19 protein-coding genes are annotated in these 21,450 nt (G+C 54.4%); 11 read left to right on the forward strand and 8 right to left on the reverse strand.

Features of this window, described 5'->3' with window-relative positions:
* Positions 1 to 224: 224 nt before the first annotated feature.
* The 4 genes from D8M23_RS11385 to D8M23_RS11405 form a co-directional block, all read right to left on the reverse strand.
* Entirely contained in the window at positions 225 to 827 is a 603-nt protein-coding gene (locus D8M23_RS11385; protein ID WP_126854845.1) for a class I SAM-dependent methyltransferase, read from the reverse strand.
* A 605-nt stretch (positions 828 to 1,432) separates the two neighbouring features.
* Positions 1,433 to 2,236, reverse strand: coding sequence for an NUDIX hydrolase (locus D8M23_RS11395; RefSeq protein WP_006886976.1), 804 nt, complete (start codon positions 2,234 to 2,236; stop codon positions 1,433 to 1,435).
* A 129-nt stretch (positions 2,237 to 2,365) separates the two neighbouring features.
* A complete protein-coding gene (locus D8M23_RS11400) occupies positions 2,366 to 2,689 on the reverse strand; it encodes a putative quinol monooxygenase (RefSeq protein ID WP_126854847.1) in 324 nt (107 codons plus the stop codon).
* A gap of 203 nt (positions 2,690 to 2,892) precedes the next feature.
* Positions 2,893 to 3,900 (reverse strand): hypothetical protein, encoded by a 1,008-nt coding sequence (locus D8M23_RS11405; RefSeq protein ID WP_126854848.1) that lies wholly within the window; start codon positions 3,898 to 3,900, stop codon positions 2,893 to 2,895.
* 1,034 nt (positions 3,901 to 4,934) lie between these two features.
* Here D8M23_RS11405 and D8M23_RS11410 point away from each other — a divergent pair.
* Positions 4,935 to 5,420, forward strand: a complete 486-nt coding sequence (locus D8M23_RS11410; protein WP_126854849.1) for an SRPBCC family protein — start codon at positions 4,935 to 4,937, stop codon at positions 5,418 to 5,420.
* Between the two features lie 110 nt (positions 5,421 to 5,530).
* Here D8M23_RS11410 and D8M23_RS11415 read toward each other — a convergent pair whose 3' ends face one another.
* The gene (locus D8M23_RS11415; RefSeq protein WP_233129354.1) at positions 5,531 to 6,121 is read right to left on the reverse strand and encodes a TetR/AcrR family transcriptional regulator; all 591 of its coding nucleotides are present in this window, start codon (positions 6,119 to 6,121) and stop codon (positions 5,531 to 5,533) included.
* Positions 6,122 to 6,299: 178 nt separating this feature from the next.
* Between D8M23_RS11415 and D8M23_RS11420 the strand changes: the two genes are divergently transcribed.
* Both D8M23_RS11420 and D8M23_RS11425 read left to right on the forward strand, forming a co-directional pair.
* Positions 6,300 to 7,865, forward strand: coding sequence for an MFS transporter (locus D8M23_RS11420; RefSeq protein WP_153274079.1), 1,566 nt, complete (start codon positions 6,300 to 6,302; stop codon positions 7,863 to 7,865).
* 320 nt (positions 7,866 to 8,185) lie between these two features.
* Entirely contained in the window at positions 8,186 to 9,484 is a 1,299-nt protein-coding gene (locus D8M23_RS11425; protein WP_126854850.1) for a CoA-disulfide reductase, read from the forward strand.
* Positions 9,485 to 9,994: 510 nt separating this feature from the next.
* Here the strand turns inward: D8M23_RS11425 and D8M23_RS11430 are convergent.
* Positions 9,995 to 11,443: an NAD(P)H-binding protein gene (locus tag D8M23_RS11430; protein WP_126854851.1), complete on the reverse strand. Its 1,449-nt coding sequence runs from the start codon at positions 11,441 to 11,443 to the stop codon at positions 9,995 to 9,997.
* Positions 11,444 to 11,615: 172 nt separating this feature from the next.
* Positions 11,616 to 12,920 (reverse strand): thiamine pyrophosphate-dependent enzyme, encoded by a 1,305-nt coding sequence (locus D8M23_RS11435; protein WP_126854852.1) that lies wholly within the window; start codon positions 12,918 to 12,920, stop codon positions 11,616 to 11,618.
* A gap of 24 nt (positions 12,921 to 12,944) precedes the next feature.
* Here D8M23_RS11435 and D8M23_RS11440 point away from each other — a divergent pair, with 24 nt between their 5' ends.
* Positions 12,945 to 14,264 (forward strand): 5'-nucleotidase C-terminal domain-containing protein, encoded by a 1,320-nt coding sequence (locus D8M23_RS11440; protein WP_126854853.1) that lies wholly within the window; start codon positions 12,945 to 12,947, stop codon positions 14,262 to 14,264.
* 128 nt (positions 14,265 to 14,392) lie between these two features.
* Here the strand turns inward: D8M23_RS11440 and D8M23_RS11445 are convergent, their stop codons facing one another.
* Positions 14,393 to 14,944, reverse strand: coding sequence for a hypothetical protein (locus tag D8M23_RS11445; RefSeq protein WP_126854854.1), 552 nt, complete (start codon positions 14,942 to 14,944; stop codon positions 14,393 to 14,395).
* 242 nt (positions 14,945 to 15,186) lie between these two features.
* On the opposite strand from D8M23_RS11445, the gene D8M23_RS11450 reads away from it, so the two are divergent.
* From D8M23_RS11450 to D8M23_RS11485, 7 genes are all read left to right on the forward strand, one after another.
* Positions 15,187 to 16,632, forward strand: coding sequence for a TIGR01777 family oxidoreductase (locus D8M23_RS11450; RefSeq protein WP_126854855.1), 1,446 nt, complete (start codon positions 15,187 to 15,189; stop codon positions 16,630 to 16,632).
* Positions 16,633 to 16,749: 117 nt separating this feature from the next.
* Positions 16,750 to 17,016 carry a PLDc N-terminal domain-containing protein gene (locus tag D8M23_RS11455; protein WP_126854856.1) on the forward strand — a complete coding sequence of 89 codons (267 nt, stop codon included), beginning with the start codon at positions 16,750 to 16,752 and terminating at the stop codon, positions 17,014 to 17,016.
* Positions 17,017 to 17,405: 389 nt separating this feature from the next.
* Positions 17,406 to 17,861: a hypothetical protein gene (locus D8M23_RS11460; protein ID WP_126854857.1), complete on the forward strand. Its 456-nt coding sequence runs from the start codon at positions 17,406 to 17,408 to the stop codon at positions 17,859 to 17,861.
* Between the two features lie 838 nt (positions 17,862 to 18,699).
* The gene (locus D8M23_RS11465; protein ID WP_023133914.1) at positions 18,700 to 19,206 is read left to right on the forward strand and encodes an LURP-one-related/scramblase family protein; all 507 of its coding nucleotides are present in this window, start codon (positions 18,700 to 18,702) and stop codon (positions 19,204 to 19,206) included.
* Between the two features lie 367 nt (positions 19,207 to 19,573).
* Complete coding sequence (locus tag D8M23_RS12230) at positions 19,574 to 20,140, forward strand: peptidoglycan-binding protein (protein ID WP_238693864.1); 567 nt, start codon at positions 19,574 to 19,576, stop codon at positions 20,138 to 20,140.
* Between the two features lie 118 nt (positions 20,141 to 20,258).
* Positions 20,259 to 20,765, forward strand: a complete 507-nt coding sequence (locus D8M23_RS11475; RefSeq protein WP_126854858.1) for a peptidoglycan-binding protein — start codon at positions 20,259 to 20,261, stop codon at positions 20,763 to 20,765.
* Positions 20,766 to 20,958: 193 nt separating this feature from the next.
* Complete coding sequence (locus tag D8M23_RS11485; protein WP_126854859.1) at positions 20,959 to 21,435, forward strand: peptidoglycan-binding protein; 477 nt, start codon at positions 20,959 to 20,961, stop codon at positions 21,433 to 21,435.
* The last annotated feature ends 15 nt before the right edge of the window (positions 21,436 to 21,450 follow it).

Raw genomic sequence — 21,450 nt, forward strand, 5'->3', positions numbered from 1 at the left:
TTTAGATACACGTAAGCCCGGGTAGTGGGGTGGGCGCATAAAAGCGCTCTGACCTGGTATTTTGATCCGGGCTATGCTCGGGAGCTGTTCATGTGCTGGTGCCTCCTCGTGTGCCGATGCGCTTCCGTGCGCCTCGGTGGATATAGACAGGAACAATCCGGAATGTGACCCGGATAACCTCTAGTGTAGGGAGTGGCGATAGCGCCTGTCAATCATGGGGCGCATTAATCTTTTGGCTTGCGCGCCACTATCGCCAGGTGGTCGCGGTGCCTCCCGGTGCTGCGGGTGTGAACTTCTTTCACCGTAAACCCAGCCTTCTCGCACAGTGCGGAAAACTCTGGAACGCTCACATAATAGGCGGTTGTTACGGCGTGTGTGAAGGGCAATCCGTGTTCGCCCAGAAACATCCCCAGAAGAAGGCTTCCTCCCGGAATCAACAGCCGATAGAACTCGGTGAGTGTGCCGGTAAGGTGAGCTGGCGGCGTGTGAATGAGCGAATACCAGGCAAGAATTCCCGCAAAAGACCCGTCAGTATAAGGCGTGTGTGCCATATCCATGACCTCGAAGTTAAGATTTGGGGCGCTAGAGGCGGCGCGGGCATGGGCAATAAATTCGGGAGTTACATCTATGCCTGTGACGAGCCGGTCTGCGGAGGCGAGCAGGCGCGCCCAATGCCCGGGGCCGCATCCGGCATCAAGAATACTGCCTGGCACGGATGCGCACCACGACTTGATTAGGGCAATATCAGTCGGTTCCATCTGATCGAGCGACCCCAGCGCCTCACAATATTCCGCCGCCCGCGCCCCATACCTGCTGCTGACTGTCATTATTTCCTCACGTGGTGTTTATTGTGCAACGCGATAGGTCGTGTTCCGGTTTCCTTGGCCGCCTTCACGCACAACAAGACCAGCATTGAGTAACTTTGTGATTATGTAGCGGATCTGCTGTTTCGAGAGATTGCTATGAAGACCTGCATATATATCTGCGACGTTTACTGCCCCTTCAGCACCGCGGATAAACTCGTAAACCTGCTGATCCGATTCCCGTTTTAAAGCAGCTCTACGACCGTCTGCAGTTCTCACTATATGCCAGATATGAAAGCTTTTCATGTCTGAAAAAGCCGATATACCGCTGAACTTGTCTTGACGCTGTGCTTTAGTAAGAAGCTCACATGAAAATTTTTCATGTCTGGGCCTGTTATTTATGTGTAGACATAAAAATTTAATGTCTGCTGACCGGGACGTAATGACGCGGAGAGTACAAAAAACGGGGGAGTTCTCTTCATGCGATAGCACTCTACTGCACCCACATGAAGAAAACACCCCCGAATTTAGAGTGTCTGATAATCCACCAGTTTTAAACCTGGTACCAGTACCCCACACGATCGAAATAACGACCCCTGAGCGGCAAAGTTGCCGCTTCCGGAGCTTGCCTAAGATTCGTGGCGCTCGCGGTACATGCCCAGCGGGCCCGCATCCGCATAAGCCTGAGCCGTGTTGTAACGGTACAGGCGCGGCGGGCGGTGGCGGGTACCTTCAATGCGCCTACCGGTATCAATAATCGACTTTGAGGCCGCTATCTGACGGCGGAAATTCGCGGGATCCAGCGGGCGGCCGAGAATTGCCTCGTACACCTCACGCAGCTGTGCCAACGTGAACTCATCGCCCAAGAATGAGTGCGCAATACGCGAATATTCGACCTTATTCTGCAGGCGGTACAGGGCGTACTCCACAATCTCGTTGTGGTCGAAAGCCAGCTCGGGAAGCTCATCTACCGGGAACCAGCGAATATTTTCGTGCACGCGAGTCTGCGAAACCTCAGTCGCCGGGATCGAGGCCCAATACACCACCGAAACCACACGCTCATGATCCGCCCCAGGTGCCGGAACCGGCGTGCCGTTAATGCGCGCCGCACGTGCTTCCGGGGCACGCAAAACATCACCGAACGCATACAGCTGCTCAAGGTACCCGGGCTCAAGGCCGGTCGCGCGCTTGAGCGTGTACCCCGCCGCCTGCTCCAGGGACTGCTGGGATTGCAAGGGGCCGCCGGGAAGCGCCCACTGACCCTTATAAGGCTCGCGCAGGCGGCGCACCAGCGGCAGCCAAAGACTTGGGTGCGCACTATTCTTTTTGTGGCGTAATGCAAGAATCACGGTAGAAACCGCTAATGAAACCGAACTGTGGTCGGCCTCGTGTTCCTCGGGGACCTCAGCTGCGTAATGTGGTGATGAGTTCATCCATGACTCCTGTACTTATTTTCGTGTGCACTATAACCATTTTAAGGGTAAAAACGGCGTTACACGACTTACGGCGCGCGCATCCGGCGGATACGCGCGCTGCATGGTTGGACTCTTGAAGTAAAGCGGCTAATTCTCGATGTTCAGCTCGCCCATAGCGCCCCAACTGTCGCCGTCGATCTGGCGGGAGATAATCTTTGGAGTCTCTCGCAGAGCCGGGTGCATATCGGTCATAGCTTGAGCGAAATGTGCGGAGTTCACGTGCGCTGCCGCGCCGTCGTCCTCGAACGCCTCTACCAGCACGAACTCATTCGGATCCTCAACGCTGCGCGACCACTCAAACCACTTGTTGCCGGGTTCGGCGCGGGTTGCCTCGGTGAAGTCGCGGGTTAAATCCAGCCACTTTTCGGCGTATTCGGGCTTGACGGGGAATTTCACAACAATAAAAATCACGGTGGACTCCTTAATAGAATATTCAGGGACACCTCTATTTTTTCACAAGATGCGCCTGCGCGGGCAGCGCCTAAAGCATCACCTTGTACTGAGGATGCGCGAGCAGCGGGTATTTTTCCTGAAAAGCGGAGAAATACCTCTTCTCGGGCGAAACCCCGTTGCTCGCGGTTAACCGTGGGGTGGGTTTGGTGCAGCCTTCTTATTTATGTGTGATTAGAGACTTGGCCCGCCACGGTTTTTCCGCTGATTTTGGGTGTTGTGGTGCCTGTGCTGGTGGGTGTTTTGGTTGTCTTGTTGGGGGCTTTTTTGTTGTTGTGCTCGTTTGTTTTCTTGGTCGATAACGTTTTTAATTTTTTAGTGATGCCTTGGAAAGAGGCGATTGTTCCTTCTGGGATGTTTCCTTCTTTGGCACGTTTGGAGAATTCGTTAATCGAGCCTTTTTGGGTGTTGCTGAGGGTTCCGCGTCCGATGGTCAGGTCGGCTGCGTGGTGTGGATCCATGAGCCGGGAGCGGCCAATCCCCTGGGTTTTTCTGTAGAGCAGATCGTCGCGGGCTTTTTCTGGGCCGAGGAGTCGTTGCCCGGGGCGTAGGTTGTCGCGGAGGTTTTTAAGGGTTTCTTCTCTGGCGGCTATTCCTGTGGTTACGTGTGGTAGGTGTTCGGTGCGTAGTTGTCTGGGGTCGGTGGGGATTCCGAGTTTGGAGGTGAGGTTGTTGGTGGGGGCTTTGAGGTCTATGAGTCCGAGGGTTTGTGTGTCGTATACGCTGAGTTGGATGCCGGATTTTTCTTGTAGGGTGAGGTCGCTGCGCAGAAGGGCTTGGGCCATAGAATAGGCGACGGCGTCTGCGGCCCATAGGTTGCGTTCTGCGGTGGAGGATACTTGGACGTAGTTAATGGGTGGGATAATGTTATTGCGGGTTAAGCGTTGTATGGTTTGTCGGTCTTTCTGATTTTCTTCTGATTGCCGAGTACGTTCAATAACAAAGGCTTTAACCGGATCCTCACGATCCGTTGCGAGTTTTAGGAGTGTGGTGAAGGATTCATTACGAGCATTGCGCATAATGCGCTGGGTTTCTTCTTCGCTGGCACCGTAGGGTATAGAGGTGTGGACAGCAATGATATTGGTATCTGTGTTGGTGTAACGACTGATTGCGCCAAGCATAGATATATTGTGGAAAGTATCTTCTTCGGTGGCGAGGTTATGTACCACCACTGTGCTCTTTCGGGAAGTTGTATCGGTTTTCTGCGTGGTACTGTTGTAGAGCAGATAAAACAATAATGTCCTCTGCGCTCGTGAGCAACTCTGCCTAATAAGTCTTTTTGTTAGGATCTTCATCCTTTGAGGTGAGGGGGTAGCGGAGGTGCGGCTGTGGGGGGTATGCCGGGTTGTCCGGCCAAACCCATGGATCTCGCCCAGAAGGCACCCTGTAAGGGGTGCCTTCTGTCGTAGAGTTTGTGGCTGTTTTATATGAAGTAGTGCATGATATCCTGAGTGAGCGAGATAAAACAATATTGTCCTCTGCGCTCGTGAGCAACTCTGCCTAGTAGCTTTTTGTTGTTAGGATCTTCATCCTTTGAGGTGAGGGGGTAGCGGAGGTGCGGCTGTGGGGGGTATGTCCGGTTTGGCGGGCAGAACCCATGGATCTCGCATCAAGAGGCACCCTGTAAGGGGTGCCTCTTCCTATAAGGAAGTGGTGGACGCAGATATATTTTGTGTATGTGTCACGTGTTATTCTAGGCATGTGAGATAAAACAATATTGTCCTCTGGCCTTCTGTATGAAGCTTCTGGAGGTGCGGCTGTGGGGGGTATGTCCGGTTTGGCGGGCAGAACCCATGGATCTCACATCAAGAGGCATCCTAATATGGGATGTCTCTTGTTGTAGGGGAGTTGTTGGCATGTTTTGTGTGAAGTAGCGCATGATATGCTGGGTGAGCGAGATAAAACAATATTGTCCTCCGCTCCCGTGAGCAACTCTGCCTAACAGTTATTTTTGTTAGGATCTTCATCCTTTGAGGTGAGGGGGTACCGGAGGTGCGGCTGTGGGGGGTATGCCGGGTTGTCCGGCCAAACCCATGGATCTCGCGTTAAGAGGCACTTTTAAGGTGCCTCTTATTTTTATCCGAAAACATATTGGATGCGAAATATGATCTAGAAAGCGTGGGTAGAGGGTATTTTCTCCGTTTTTCGGGCAAAAACCCGCTGCTTGCGGTTAACTGTGGGGTGGGTTCGGCGTAGGGTTAAAGGTATGACTACTGCACAGATAAAGTTCCTTGAGACGGACCCCGCCATGATCTCCGCCGAAACTACTCTGCGGGCGGCAGCGAGCGATGTGTACGCCCTAATTGCCGACCCCGCCCGCCACGCCGAGCTTGACGGAGGCGGATCAGTACGTGGACTGGTAACCGCTGAGACCTCTGAACTGCGTGAGGGCGATACCTTCACCGAAAAGATGTTCCTGGGTTTCCCATACCGCATGTCTCCCACAGTCGTGCGCGCCGAGAAGAACCAGGCTCTCTCCTGGCGTATGCCCGCCGATCACTACTGGACCTGGGAGATCTCAGATAACCACGACGGCACCGTGACCGTGCGTGAAACCTGGGATGCTTCCGAAGCGAAAATTTTTGGGTTCATCCCCGCTGCGCCCGCATTCCGTACATTTGGTGCGTTCGAGCGTAACCGCCGTAATATCGCGCTGTCGCTGGCGAAACTGCATCGCACCTTCGAGGGGTAGAGGCTGTTTCTTCCCCACGAGCAGATAATATTTCGACGAAAAGATAGCAATCCGTTACCTGCTCGTCGAAATACTATCTGCTCGCGGTTGGGCTGATGCCGATGTGAACACTACCGTGCCGCGCGCCTGAGAATGTCGAGCGCATCCAGCAGAATATCCCGATCGGCCTTGATGCGTTTGCGCGCCGCCGGGTTCGCCATGCCTCCCGCAAACGCCGCACTGTAATACATGCCGTCCCCCAGCAGAAGCACGGTGCGCGCCATCTTATCGTCCCCAATCTCCGCGCGAATCAGCTCATACCACTGCCCCTGAATCTCGTCCATGAGTTCACGTGCCGCCGGGTTCTTATCCTGCGCCAACCGCGAGAGGGCAACCAGGCATATATCGAATGGTGTGCCCTGAAAGGTTGAGGTGTTGATGTAATAGGCGCTGGCCCCCTCGGGTGCGGCGCGCATCTTCTCAAGGTCTTCGTCTGCGTAGGTGCGGGTGCGGTCTAAAAGCGCCTCAAAAAGCGCCTTTTTCGAGCCGAAATGATAGAGCAGCCCGCCCTTAGAAACTTTCGCTTGGGCGGCGACCGCATCAAGGGTGGCGGCACGTTCACCGGCCTGTACCAGCAGGTGTTCATAAGCGTCTAGAATCTGCTCGCGCGAGTTGTTGGCGCGGGTTGTGCGGGGTTCGGATGCGCTGGCTGGGGTAGTCATAATCACCATTCTACGGATTAGAAACTTTACCGTCTAGTTGGTATAGTTAGTGTGTCCGTGGTTGCCAGCGCGGCGCATCCTTACTACCCCAAGCAACCTCTCTGCGGGCTATGAGCACTTGCCGCCCGGCGCATCTGCCGCAAGTGCCGAAAACTCCCAGATGCGTGTGAACACAACGATGAACAACTCATACCCCGTCACCGAGGCGCTGCCTATTCACGCGCCCGATCAGAAAATCAAACGGTGGATTGCCCTGACCGTGCTCATGCTGCCGGTGCTGCTTGTCTCGGTCGATAACACCGTGCTCGCATTCGCCGTACCCTCAATCGCGCAGGCGCTCGAACCATCCTCCAGCGAGCAACTCTGGATCGTAGACGCATACTCGCTCGTGCTCGCCGGGCTGCTCGTGCCTATGGGAAGCCTGGGGGACCGCATCGGGCGGCGTAAAATCCTGCTGATCGGCTCCGTCGGGTTTGCAGTTATCTCAGCGCTCGCCGCATTCGCACCCACCGCTCTGCTGCTTGTCATCGCCCGCGCCGTACTCGGGTTCTTCGGCGCTATGCTTATGCCCGCCACGCTCTCACTCATTCGCAACATCTTCCGTGACCCGAAAGAACGCCGCACCGCAATCGCCGTGTGGGCGGCAGGCTTCTCCGCCGGTGCAGCGCTCGGCCCCATCGTGGGCGGACTCCTGCTGAGCCATTTCTGGTGGGGGTCGGTGTTCCTCATGGCGGTACCCGTACTCGTACCGTTCCTTGCCCTCGCACCCATGACCGTGCCCGAATCGAAAGACCCAAACCCCGGCCCGCTCGATATGGTGAGCATCCTGCTCATTATGATCGGCATGATCGGCATAACCTTCGGCCTCACCCATATTTCTGAGGCAGGCGCGGATGCGCTCGCACTCAGCACCGCGTTTATTGGTGCCGTGTTCGGGTTCTTCTTTGTGCGCCGTCAGCTGCGCCGCGGGCGTGCGGGAACCACCCCCATGCTCGATGTTCGCCTCTTCAAAAACACCGTGTTCACCGGGGGGATTCTGGCGAACCTGTTCGCCATGTTCGTAGATGTTGGGTTCCTTTTCTTCGTCTCGCAGCATTTGCAGCTGGTTTCGGGGTACTCTCCCATGCAGGCGGGCCTGTTCCTGATTCCCGGGCTGGCGTGCACCATTATTGCGGGCCTGTACGCCGCTAAGCTCGTTTCGCGGTTCCACCCGGCGGTGATTGTGTCTTCGGGGCTTGCCTTGGGTGCCCTCGGGTACCTGTTCGTGGTGTTCTTCGGTTCGCGCAACGACCTTCTGCTCATGACTTCCTTCATGCTCCTAGGCTTGAGCGTGGGCGCGGCGCAGACCATCTCGAATGACCTGATTCTTTCCAGCGTTCCAGCGAATAAGGCGGGTGCTGCGTCGGCAATTTCTGAGACCGCCTATGAGTTCGGCACCGTGCTGGGTACCGTGGTGATCGGTGGCATGCTGACCGCAATTTACCGTGCACAGGTGATGGTTCCCGCCGGTCTTAGTGTGGATGCGGCCCATGCGGCGGGCGAAACCCTCGGCGGCGCGACCGCAGTTGCCGGGCAGCTTCCCTCGGATCTAAGTGCCGAGCTGCTGCATTCGGCGCATGCCGCGTTCGATTCGGGCGTTCTGGTAACCGCAACCTTTAGCGCCGTGCTTCTGGCGGTGCTGTCGGTCTTCACTTACCGGATGCTCCGCTCGGCACCCGCCGAACTGGAGAAAGCAGAACACTAGACCAAAAATTCTGGTGCTAAAAAGAGCCTTTATGCGAATAAAGCGGTAAAAAATACTCTTTATTCACATAAAGGCTCTTTTTTATCGTGGAGGCAGGTGCCGGAAACACACCGAAGGGGAAACAAAGCACCAGGAAAACACCTTTCGCAGGTTGAGAACCGTCCCGGCCGCTCACACCCGCGGGTGTTACGGTAGAAGCATCAGCTTCAGCAAGCACGCGCCCCACGGGCACCACCGGCACCTGAATGTGCGCCGCTCCTCATACTGGCGAGGGGCGGTTAGGGAGAGCAGGTGGGGCGTGGGGGGACGGGAGGGACACTGTGGACACCAAAGACTGGATTGCGCCTATAGTTACGCTGGCAATTGGTGCCAGCACCATTTTTATCTCCTATAAGAACTACCAGTCGCAAACCCAGGCGAAGCCCTCCGAGCTGGCCCGTCTGGAGTTGTGGAGCAAGCTGCTTTCAGAGTCGGGAATCGATGTTGGTAATCTGCCGCCTGACGATAAAATCACCGCTGAACAGCGCGAGATTCTGGAGAACTACCGGGTGTTCCTCAAACGCGCATCCCTGGAGTCGAAGCTGCGGAAGGTGGGTATCGAGAATAACCGCCTGTTCAACCTTCTGATGAAACGCGCCCATTCTCCCGTAAAACCTACCCCCATCGGGTTTGGCGACTCCATTATTTACTATCGTCTTATTCTGTGGCTTTTTGCATTTATTTGGATTCCCATAGCCACTATTTTCCTGGGTATCCCGGTGCTGTATTCGTTCGGGGCGTATCTGTACCGTATGTTTGTAAAGCGCGGCACCGACAATTATGTGGACTACTCAATGCCTGTTGGGTCGCTTGTCATTATTATTATTGGGCTTCTCGCTATTGGTGGGCTCTGGTATTTGCAGAACAAGATTCGTTCGGCGATTATCGCCAGTAACGTGTACTTCTATTTCTGGGATACGTACGGCGCGCGTAAGGGAAGCCGCGACTCGGCGCAGGCGTACGCTGAGAGGCTGACCGCGAAAACCTACTCCGATCTGCTCTTTATTGGGCAGTACGAGTTCGCCCAGCAGTTCCGTGAGAACATGTACATGGCGGGCATTCAGGAGATTGATGAGTACCCGCGCGTGCTCAGCGATGCGGGCATGATTCCGCGCAACCACCAGGTGGTTGAGACGACCGCCGACTATAACTGGCTGGACCGCATCATTAACTGGGGGCGCGCCAAGATTGGTATGGAGCCAAGGCCAGCGCGCATTATCTACTCCCTGGAACGTAAGCCCCCGAAAGATAAGGGGCAGCCGGGGTTCAACGAAGACCCCCAGCCGCAGGAGCAGCCGGTGAAGAAGAAACGGTTCGGCCGCAAACGGAAGCGGAAGAAAGGCCGGGTGCTCATGCAGGCTGAACCGGCGACGGAGACGATACCCGTACCCGCCGAACAGCCGCATGATGCGGCGGGGCAGGGCTCTGCCGCTGCAGCCGCAGAACCCCAGCCGAAGGCCACCCCACCCACGGACGGTTCGGCGGAACCGCCCGATAAGGCGGTGGACACTGCCGAGGATGCCCCCGCAGGGACGAAGCGCAGCCCCTCAAATCCTCAGTCGAAAAACACGGCGGAGTAAAACCAGCACCCCAAATACTAAAAGTCTCTTCAGGTAGAGCGTGTATGCAGCGCTTTATCTGAAGAGATTTTTGCGTCAGAAATATGCCGCGAAGCGTTAGGGGTGAAGTGGCTAAGGCCTGTTATAGGCTTGTGGGGCAACGGTCTGACCGGTTTGGCTTTGAGAATATTTGTGATGATTTATCCTCAATTTTTTGCCGCTGGTGGGGCCGTTGTCTAGTTGGTGGGTGTTACCCCCCTTATGAATAGGCCTCAATAGTTGCAGTATCTGTAGTCATCTATATACCTAGTCGATAATTTTAGGTCAGAGCCGAAACGAAGCCTTGAGGGGGCTGATAGACGATTCTCCGGGCTAACTGTGGCAGATACGAGCCAGCGCATGCAAAGAGCCACGGACAGAAAGCTCACCAGCGAGCAAGCGGGCTGGTGAGCCAGTGGGGTTTCTACCCGTAGCTCTTTGCATGCGCTGGCTCGCATCCGCCACGGCTACCCCCTCACGGTGAAAGAAACCCTACGCCGCTACATGCCTACCCTGCGCCTTGCGAGCGCCAAACTTCTCACGCAACTTGTAGAACTGTGTGAGCGCCGCAGTCTCATAACCAAAGACAGTCATAACCACCAAGTGCACACGCGCCTGCGTCAAAGTGTAGATAAACCACGGCAGCGCCGGTTCATACTCGTGAATAGTGATAATCACGCGGTTTTCATCCAGGACGCGGCGGAAGACCAAGCGGGCGCGTCCACCCTCTTGCACACGAGCCAGGCGTCCGCCACTAATCATGTAGGTAACGGCGTCCTCACGTGAGCGTTCCGGTGAGTAGTCGAGGGTGAGAATCGGGTCTTTGAGAATCGGCAAGCGAATCTCAGCGTGATTGTCGTTGATGCTAGTGCCCACGAGCTTCAGGCTCGATCGTGAGAGCCACTGCAGGTAGTAGCTCGCGGTGTCCTGCACCGACCAATGCTCGGGAATAGTGATGCGCTGAATCGACTTCACATCGTTCTTGGGGTTCTCAACGTCCTTCTTCAAAGGAATTGAGAAACTGGGCAGGGTATACCCCAGTGAGTTCTGGTTTTCGGTAGCCAGGCGCACGCTTTCCTTGAAAGGCGTAGGCGCATTAGTAATGCCCTCAACGGTATGTTCGGGGGTAATCACCATGTCATGCACCAGGCTGTCGAGCAGCGGGCCAACCATTTCAATGGGCTTTCCACTAATGAGCGCCACCCACGCTTTAGAGAGCCAGACGGGGATAATCGGCAAATCCACCATGGGTAGCTTCTTACCCAGAACTTCTGCGGTTTCTTCAAAAAGCTCGCGGTAGTTCATTTCTCGCGGCCCACCAATATCAATGGACTGCTGGCCAAGGTCTTCGCGCTCAATCACGGCGAGTAGGCCGCCGATGAGATCGCGCAGTGCCACCGGGTGCGTGCGGTTATACACCCAGGACGGCAACAATAGACCGGGCAGGCGTTCCACCAGCGACTGCAGAATCGGGAAGGACGAACCCTTTGGCCCCACAATCAGGCCCGCACGCAAGGTAGTCACAGGAATACCGAACGAGCCAAGAATCTTCTCGCACTCCAGACGGCTGGCGAGGTGACGCGAAAGCTTTTCATCATCGGGAACGATACCGCTCAAGTACACAATGCGCTTGACGCCATTGTTCGCCGCAGCGCGCGCAAAATTGTCAGCGAGAAGCGCGTCCATATCCTCAAACTTCGCCTGCGTCAGCTTTGCCTGCGGTTGCATGGAGTGCACCAGGTAAACAGCGAGGTCCACGCCCTCCATAACGCGTTCGTTATCTTCCGGCGCAAAAAGATCCGCCGCTACCCAGGTAACGTTTTCTTCGTTTTCCTTGTTCTTGGTACTGCGTGAAACCGCGATAACTTCGTGGTTTTTCTTCAGTTCTTTGAGAAGGTTGCCGCCAATGTAACCGGATGCGCCCGTCAAGAGAATTTTCATGTTTACCGCCCTATCGCAGTGTAGGTGCAGAAATCATCAGTAGTCTGCCTAAGGTCAAGAGTAAACTAGCTCAACTACAAAAGCGCAGTTGCGCCGCAGTTTTTGTGGAAAACCGCAGAGCAACTGCGCTCTTACGTACAACCTAGGTCGTATGACCGAGAGCTAGATCTGTTTACTCTTTTTCCACCAGCTTGTTAGCCGCCACCATCGAGCCGAACTTGCGCAGAGTCTCAGGCATATCGTCCTTATCGGTGATGACCTCAATGAAGACCATCTTGTCTTTTTCCTTCTGCGCGGTTGCACACGCATCCAGCAGTTCGTTCACAGTAGAGGCCCGCAGCACCACGGTATTCTCGTCGGTCGCCCCAAAGGCGGCGGGCACTTTCTGCCAGTCCATGGGAGCAATGTCGTTGTAGGCGAGCCTCTTGCCGTGGATGGCGCGCTCAATGGTGTAGCCGTCGTTGTTGATCAAGAAGATGACGGGGTTAAGACCCTGACGCACCACGGTAGCGAGTTCCTGGATGGTCAACTGCGCCGAGCCGTCACCGATAAAGAGCACACCGCGCGAATCGCGATCAGCCACCGCAGCACCCAGAAGAGCAGGCAGAGTGTAGCCGATGGAGCCCCATAGGGGTGCACCGATAAAACGGGCGTCCTTGGGAAAACCGCGCGATGCCATACCGAAGAATGAGGTGCCCATTTCAACGACCACGGTGTTGAGCTCGTCCAGGTTGGAGGCAACGACGTCCCACAACTGGTTCTGCGTCAGAGCATCGTCGGATGCAGCGGGCTGCTCAACGTCGCGAGTAAACGGGGTGAAGTCCATGGGCTGAGCGCCAGCCTCTACCGCTACCTCGGTGAGGGTATCCAGCGCATCACCCAGTGCCAGCGGTGCGAAGGTTTCGCGCCCGATGGTCGCTGACTCAGCGCCCAGGTTGATTGCCTTGTGCATATCAACCTTGTGCGAGAAGCCCACGGTGTTGGTATCGGTGAAGGCAACAGCCGAAAGGATGATTGCCTCGGCGTCCTCAATGACGGTGCGAGTTTCATCGGCGGTCAGCGTGCCCAGGTAGAGACCGGCGAACTGCTTGTTGTTCTCGTCAATGAGAGCCTTCGCGCCCATCAGGGTGCAGTAGGGAAAGTCTGTGGTATCAATCAGTCGCTGCAGGTTATCAGTTGCCTGAAGACGCGCGGTCATATAATCCACGAGCACCGAGGTTTTCTTGCCGCGCAAGAACTCGGTAGCAGCCTTCTTGAAGGCGGTTTTTGCGGCGTCAGTTGAGATCGCGAGCTTCACTTCAAGGGGACCGGTGGGCGGATCAATTTCTGCACTGGCAACGTCGGCAGGCAACATCAGGTAGCCAGGCTTGTTGTGGACGACGGCATCACGTAGCACGCGGTCGATGTCGAATGGCGCGGTGGCAGGCTGCAGAATCGCGGTGGACACGTTAACCTCGTCCGCCATGCGAATGCGCACGCAACTGAGGTTGGCCAGCAGAAATTGGCTGGTCTGACCGCGCCGATTACTACGGGGTGGGATTCTTCGCAGGCGGCTAATCGCGGTGGTTTTGATCAGCGTGACCGTGAGTCAACCATGGGCCACTTGGTGGCTGATATGTACTTGTCAGCGGCTAATTCAACCGGTCGCACTCCTGCGGATATTGGCATTGTGAATCCCGGTGGTTTGCGCGATGAGTTCCCTGGCGGACTGCGCACTTCATTGGATACCGCTGTCAGCGATGTAACCGTGGCTCAGGCGCTGAATGTGACTCCGTTTGCGAATAACCTGTGGACCACCACTTTGACTGGCGCGCAGCTTAAGCAGGTGCTTGAAGAGCAGTGGCAGACCACCGCTGACGGTGCGCAGACCTCACGCGCGTACCTGCAGCTGGGGCTGTCGTCCAACGTCAGCTACACCTTCACCGGTGCGCGCGATTCAAGCGGTCACGCAACGCTGAACAACAACATTGATGAGATTTTCATTGACGGTAAAAAGGTGATCGATGATCAGCAGATTACCGTCGCTATTCCGTCATTCTTGCTCGGCGGTGGCGATAACTTCCGCACGCTGTCACAGGGTATGGACGCGAAAGACACCGCACTCGTTGATTCAGACGCTTTCCAGTCGTACCTGAAGGGCGAGGGCACCATTTCACCACGCTTTAACAAGCAGGCAGTGAAGATCTCTGACGTGGCTGACTCCTACGATGCGAGCGGCAACCTGACCTTCACCGCATCCGAATTGAACGTTGATTCTTTCAAGGCGCCTGCCGTTGAGAAGTTGAGCGTTTCGGTAGACGGCGTTGAGCTGGGTACCGCGTCCGTTGAGGGCGGCACCGCTAAGGTTGATGTGCCGCTGGCGGGCAAGGTTGCAGCCGGTGAGCACGTTGTGATGCTCAAGGACGCGGCAACCGGCACCGAAGCGCACTTGACCGTTACGGTGGGCGGCAAGAAGGCTGTTGCGTTCCCCGATGTTCCGGCAGGTTCACTGTTCTACAACGAAATCACCTGGATGCAGCAAAGCGGCATCACCACCGGCTGGGAGGACGGCACCTTCCGCCCCTACGATTCTGTGAGCCGTGAAGCGATGGCTGCCTTCTTCTACCGTGCAGCGGGCTCACCGCAGTTTGAGGCGCCGGCTGTGTCACCGTTCAAGGACGTTGCTACCACTGATCCTTTCTACAAGGAAATTGTGTGGATGTCATCAGCCAAGCTCTCTACGGGCTGGGCGGATGGCAACTACCGCCCCTACGACGAGGTAAGCCGAGAAGCAACCGCCGCGTTCTTCTACCGCGCAGACCAGAACGGCGTGAAGTTCTAGACGGTTCTCTCATGTAGAAGCCAACGCTAAAGGCTCTGGCACGCACTTCAAGTGCTTGTCAGAGCCTTTTTTATGGGTGAATTACCCCAATTTCAGTCACCCTATTTCCGGGGCATAGACCAAAACAACTAACGTTCAAAGAGCTTTCGGTGCTCATCTGAAACGTCTGCATTTTTGCGTCGCTCTTCGACAATGTCATCTTTGATGAATTGCTTAGTTTCTTCGTATTTGCTTCTAACCTCGGCACGAGATAACCCGCGCTCCCAAGGCTTTGTCAAAAATGCCACTAGGAGGCAGGCGACAAGAAAGAGAGCAAACATCGTTCCACCGATTGCAATACTCTGAAAAGCTAAAAACGCCCCAATACCTGCAACTACAGGAGTAACTATTACCTCATAGGCAGCATACAAAGCACCACCAGGTGAGCCATGACGTGCCTTGATAACTAACGGACGCTGAAGAAGAGTAACGATGAGCTCTGAGCCAATAACCACTAAAACTATGAAAATAACAAAATCTTGAAGATTAACCTTTAGTGCCGAAAAAGGTATTGATAACAGCCAATAGACAATTCCCACAGTCACAGCAACAATTCTGCCGGTCATCACATGCCCAATATAGGCATTAGAGAAAGGAACATATTCTGGATGCGATGTATTAAATTCTGGTTCCTGTGTCATCTGTGATTCCTTGCAGTAGATTACAAAAGGGCAATTTGTGACCTGCACCCTAATTTTAGGGTACGCGATAGAGGAAACTATCTCCTTGCGGTAACAGCGAACGTGATCTTGCAGCCACCCAAACCGTCATATATAGTCAGTAAAACTAACTTTTTGCGGTGTGGTGAACCACGTTTCACGCTAGCCCTGCTAGGTTGAGAGAAACACTGAAACCAGCGCCGCTGTTTTGACAAGGAGCTCCCATGGGCACGTTCTCGCACACCTCCACCTACACGCATCCGGTAGAGACCGTCACCGCCTGGCACATGCGCAAGGGCGCGCTCACCCGCGCCACTCCCCCGTGGTCAGGCTCCGTCGAATCAGACAAAGGCGTTGAAGAAGGCGTACAAGCTAAGCTCAAAATGGCAATACCCGGTTCTAAAGGCCTAGCCAACCGCGCATGGACGGCACTCATCACGGACGTCCACGACTCCGGTTTTTCCGACATCATGCTGGAAGGCCCGCTCAGCACCTGGAAGCACACCCACAAGTTCTTGGGCACCGCCAACCAGACCGTTATTCGCGATGACATTGAATTCACGATTGTAGGCGGCGAAGACCTCAAATCACGCGCCGTCGAAAAGAATTCAGGTGCCCTCGAATTCGCGGGCCACGTGCGCGGTGGCACCGAAATCGTCGCATCCAAGGTGGCAGCACGCCACCTCGAAAAAGTCTTTGCCGACCGCGCACGACGCGTTGAAGCCGACCTCAATTTTCAGGCACGCTACGCGGATGTCGCGCCGCAGACCATCGTCATTGCAGGCGCATCGGGCATGGTGGGCCAGCAAGTTTCTGCTCTGCTCACCACCGGCGGCCACACCGTACGCGCCCTCGTGCGCCGCAACCCCGAGGGCGAGAACGAGTACGCGTGGAACCCTGATAAAGGCGAGATTGATGAAACCGCGCTCATTGGTGCGGACGCGGTCATCCACCTGGGCGGCGCGTCCATCAACACGCGATTCAACGAGAAAAACAAGAAGAAAATTCTCGAATCACGCACTACATCCACCGGGCTTCTGGCTCGCACTATTCAGCGTTTGAAGGGTAGCGGTAAGGGCCCGAAGACTTTTGTGGTTGCATCAGCTATCGGCTACTACGGCGCCGACCGCACCGGCGAAACTCTGCACGAAGACTCAGCTGCGGGTAACGCCTTCCTCGCTGAAGTCTGCCAAAAGTGGGAGGCAGCTGCCGACCCCGCACGCGAGGCGGGCGTTCGCGTCGTACATGTACGCACCGGCATTGTGCTTACCCCGCTGGGCGGTTTCTTAAAACTGCAGATGCCGCTGTTTTTGAGTGGTACCGGCGGAACCATTGGCAAGGGCGACAACATTCAATCGTGGATTTCGCTGGACGACATTGCCGGCATCTACGTGCACGCCGTACTGCGCGATTCTGTGGAGGGCCCGGTCAACGCCGTTGCCTCATCACCGGCGAGCGCACGAAAAGTAGCGCGCCTGATAGGGCAGACGCTCAAGCGTCCGGCGCTGATGCGCGCACCAAGGGTCGCATCCGACGCTCTGCTGGGCAAAGAGGGCACCGACCAGCTGGCACTGGCAGACCAGTTTGTGTCTAACGACAAGCTGCTGAAGAGCGGGTACGTCTTCTTTGACAACCAGCTTAGCAGCGCGCTGAAGCACGCGCTGGGGTAGTTTCTTTTTCCGTTTCTCCGCCGAGATCCTGATTTAAATCAGGATCTCGGCGCGTATGAGGTGGGCGACGCGCGTTGGGCAGGTAGCGCGCGAACGCAGCCCCGTACACTGGTGCGTATGAATCTTTCGCTGGTTTTTCAGGTGCTGTTTACGGTTGTTTTCGTGCTGAGTGTGGTGTTGGCACTGTACTGCGTGTTCACGATTCACAAAAACCCACACGTTAGCCAGACCGAGAAACTCATGTGGCTGCTACTGACGTTGGCGCTACCTATTTTTGGTCCTATTGCGTGGGTTTCTAAGATGCGCATGGAAAAGAAGTACGCGCAGAGGCAGGCTACTCATCGAGGGTACCGCGCTCCTGATACCGCCGCTGATTCGGATTAAAGACGTGAGCACCGCTTTCACCTTTTGCGTGGGTGGTTGTGCTCAGCGGTTATTGACGGAAGCGGGACATACTTTTTCTGCCGATAGCAACAAAATGACCCTCGCAAGAACGTGAGAGTCCTCTTAAACACGATTTACAGAGGGGTATTCATAAGGGGTGCCCCGCCACTAAAAACACTTACTCCAAACTAAGCAGTTACACCCCTACATCCTCAACACACCAGAGCACGCTCTCACCCCAGGGCAATCAGCTAACCCCTGTAACGGGGAACGCAACGGAGTCACCAACACCACCGGCACGCCAGCATCCAACGACGAGGCCGCCCCACCCACGGACGGTTCGGCAGCATCGCCCGATAAGGCGGCAAATACTGCATCAGGGTACTCTAGTGGCTATTCAGCTGATCAGGGTTATTCTGGAGTCGCTCCCGCTTGCACTTTTGGTGGTGGTAATAGTTTCATCATTTTTCAGAACGTACGGTCCTCCTCAGGCAAACATCATCTTACTAATATTTATAATCTTAATCCCTTATGAGGCTCATCTTGCTCTGCAATTTATAGCAGTCCCGCAGCTTATCCGCGGCGTACGGTTATCGTGGGTGCGGAATATTAATATCTGTAGTCTGGTATTAGCGCCTATTATGGCTTTTTATGTATATATGTTTATGGGGTTTACGTTCCTTCTGGGGCAATCTCGGCGATATGGAGAAGAAATCGCAGTACTGCCTGCTGTCGCTGTTTTAGCCGTTGAAGTTGCCCTGTGTGTCATTATGATTGTGGCGGCGCAGAAAACTTTGAATAATCGTACTGTAGCTAAAGCAGCAATTTACTACAGTAATATATAGGAGTTTATGTATAGCGGTTCCAGAAGAATCACCTGGGCAGATATAGAAAATAACTAAATATTATTTATGCCTCTACAAACGGTGAATACGGGTCTCTCGCATGGGGATTTGTGCTTGTTTTTACTATTATTGCATTACCCTATTGCATCTACGTTATCTTGCAGATTATCGCATTGAAGCGGTTTAGGAAATCAGTCATGTTCCGGTGGATACGGGGCGTCAATATTTACAGTCTCATTATTGGCCCTATTGCTGCGGCTTTTTATGTTCCGGCTCTTATAGGGGGTCTTTTCGGGTCATCTGTGATTTACGAAAGTTCATATTATTATATAGGGGCACTTTTTACAGCAGCAAACACTATTATAGCTGCCTATAAGCTCACTATGTGCATTTTGATGATTTTTGTCACTTCAAACAGTATTAAGAAGACCGCCTAGCCTTTAAAACAAGAACAATATGAAACACCTGAAGGAAACTCTCATGAATGATCTTATAGCCTCTTCATAAATGGCCGCACCCGGTGATTCCGTACCTAAAATCCCGTTCCGTACATTCCTCCTCAGGGCACACCTGCTAAGGATCCTTTGGGGGTTCCCTCATGTCGGTTATGCTTTTTGCTGTAGTACTTCCGATAAACCGTGAACCGTCTCCTGTTTTATACGACACATTAATGTCCCTCATATTTTTGGGGGAAATAGTATTCAGCGCGATTATGATTATCGCAGTAAGTAAAGCACTCAAATACCGGTCTTAGCAAAACATATGTGGTTAATCCTCATTGGTCGCACGCGGTGGTGCTACTGTTGGAAGGACGCCGATATGAGTCAGGAGAGACCGCATGCGCACCCTTCACATACAACAGCAGGCTCTTAAAATCACCGACCACTACATTATTTATGATGATTTAGGCCGTGGGGTGTACCAGGTTGATGAAGAGTTCCGGATGATGGGGAAGAAGATCACCGTACTCAACCTAGAAACTGGGGTGAGCTTCATGTTTACCCGCCAGGGAGGTTTTACGAACGAGTTCTATGTGGCTTTCTCCACCGGTGCCCTAGTGAATATTAAAAAATACTTTGCGTTCTTCCAGCTAAAGCTTGATGTGGACTCCAACTGTGCCCCGCCAATGCAGGTGAGGGACAGGTACCTGGGGCGTGAGTTTAATGTACGTACTGAAGAGGCTGTTGTTGCAACCATCAATAAAAAGTACTTCACAATCGGCGACCAGTATGTGGTGATGGTATATGACGATAGGTGTCAGGATATTGTTGTAGCAATTTTCCTGGCAATCGACTATATCTTGGACCGCAGGAAAGGTTCAGGAGAGAGCAGCAGCTCGTCATAACACAGCAAGGCTCCGGGGTATGGGGGTGAGGCCCCGCCAGAAAGGGGTAATTGGCGGCGGAATCTTGATGGAATAGCTGTGTGATAAGAGGGGGCAACGCCCCCTTATTTGCGTGGCTGCACGCCAAGACATTTAGGGTTGGAAGCACGCCGATGGCAGGTTCGGGGACGCACCTAGTTAATATGTAAACCTTTGAGTGAGAAATAGAAAAATCTTTACTAAGGGTTGAAAGTTCTGGGCAGTGTCTCTTAGGGTGGGTGATGGAGGGATTTTGACAGGAAACATTCTGAACTCGCTCAAGAGTGCGGAGGTTTGACTGTTTATTCCTCAGACATGCATCCGCAATCATGTGAAAGGACTAAAGACCATGCCAACCGACAACACTGGTCTTTCCCGCCGTAAGCTGCTGCGCACTACCGCCATTGGTGTACCTGCCGCTGGTCTGCTCGCTTTCGGCTCTACCCTCGTGACCGCAACAAGCGCGAACGCTGTTGAGGTTGACGGCTGGTGGGGCCCTGAAACCTCAGCGGGTATCCAGCGTCTGATGATCGCCATGTTTCCCAAAGAACAAGAGATCTTTCCCATAACTGTTGATGGCATTATCAGCGCGCAACCTTCGGATATGGCACCATACTGCCCAGGTATTGTTGGCGGTTGGGAATGGGTAGATCGTGCTCAGCAGATAGCTCAGGGACTCAGTATGGGATCGCCCACAATCGGGAGGATGCAACATTGGATGGATTCATATTCTAACCAAGAAGATCCCTATATGTGGATTGGTCCCGAGCTTATTGATTCTCTCCATAAACATTATGGTTACACCCACGTCACTCAGGTTTCGGCAAAGAAAGACGGTATTAAACTCGGTACTCTGCCCGGTGGCGGCGGAGTTATTAAAGGGCTGCAAAACGAAATTAACCAGTGGGTCGGTTAACCAACGATTCCCTCTCTACTACATAGCCGGGGCGTATTATCTGTGGCTTAGAGCGCGCTCTGACGTAGTCTTTCCCATTGTTCTGAGCCTGAAAAATACACGAAGGAAGAGTGTCGCTATGGCGAATGAGCATTCTGGTATTTCTCGCCGTAAATTACTGTACACCGCCGCCATTGGTGTGCCCGCTGCGGGCGCGCTGGGTCTAGGGGCGAACTTTGCGGCCGCATCCGTAGCACAGCCAATGCTTGAAGCCGACGGCTGGTGGGGGCAGCAAACCACGGTGCAACTCCAAAAGTTCATCTTTACCCTCTACGCGCAGGAGCTTGGCAAGCCCACCTACGGGTATGAGGAAGGCATCATAAAATTCCAGCCAGCCATACGCAAAAAAGAGAACCCCGGTCTAGGCAGCGGCTGGGATTGGGCAGCTGATGACGGTACGCAGGGTTACGACTTCACCATCTACTACCTGCAACGCTGGCTAGGCGTAGAAACTGACGGGCTCATCGGGCCCAACACCATTAAAGCTCTGCAAACCCACTACGGCATCACCGCAGACGGTCGCCTGGATGGCCCCTCAGACACCATTAAAGCCCTGCAGAACGAGCTTAATCAGCATGTCAGCTAAACGATTAGTGCACTGCAAACCTGGCTTGGGCAGCCCGCTGATGGCGTACTTGACGGGCCCTCACCGACTATTGAGGCCCTGCAAAACTACCTGAACTCTCATGAAGTTAAGGCCTAAAAGGATAAGTTGTTATCGCACAAATAGTGTGACATTTTCTCACCTCGTGTATGTGGTGAGGTGAAGGAGGAATATTATGAATCTCGAAAACACCGGACTTTCCCGCCGTAAGCTGCTGCGCACCGCCGCCATTGGTGTACCCGCCGTAGGTGCGGTTGCGATGGGGGCTACCCTGATCACCGCCCCCGCATCCAATGCGGCTATGATTGCCGCCGATGGTTATTGGGGAACCGAGACCACACGGATGCTTCAAACACTCTTCAAACTTGATGTGGTAGACGGTATCGTCTCAAGTCAGCCCGCATCCCGTGCGAGTGCTAACCCCGGGCTGGCAGGCGGCTGGGACTGGGTTTCTGATGCTTCTGCTAACGGCTCACAAACCATTCGTGCCCTTCAGGGCATGCTCAAAGTGACCCAGGATGGGCTCATTGGGCCGGGCACTATTTCTGCGCTTCAGGCACGCTACAAGCTCACCCAGGATGGGGTGCTGAGCGCTGAGTCTCCCACCATTAAGAGGCTCCAGGCTGAGCTCAACCGAGTCGCTTACGACTAGTTCAGCATCCAAAGC

It is taken from the genome of Rothia sp. HSID18067 (assembly GCF_003989445.1).
Lineage (GTDB): Bacteria > Actinomycetota > Actinomycetes > Actinomycetales > Micrococcaceae > Rothia > Rothia aeria.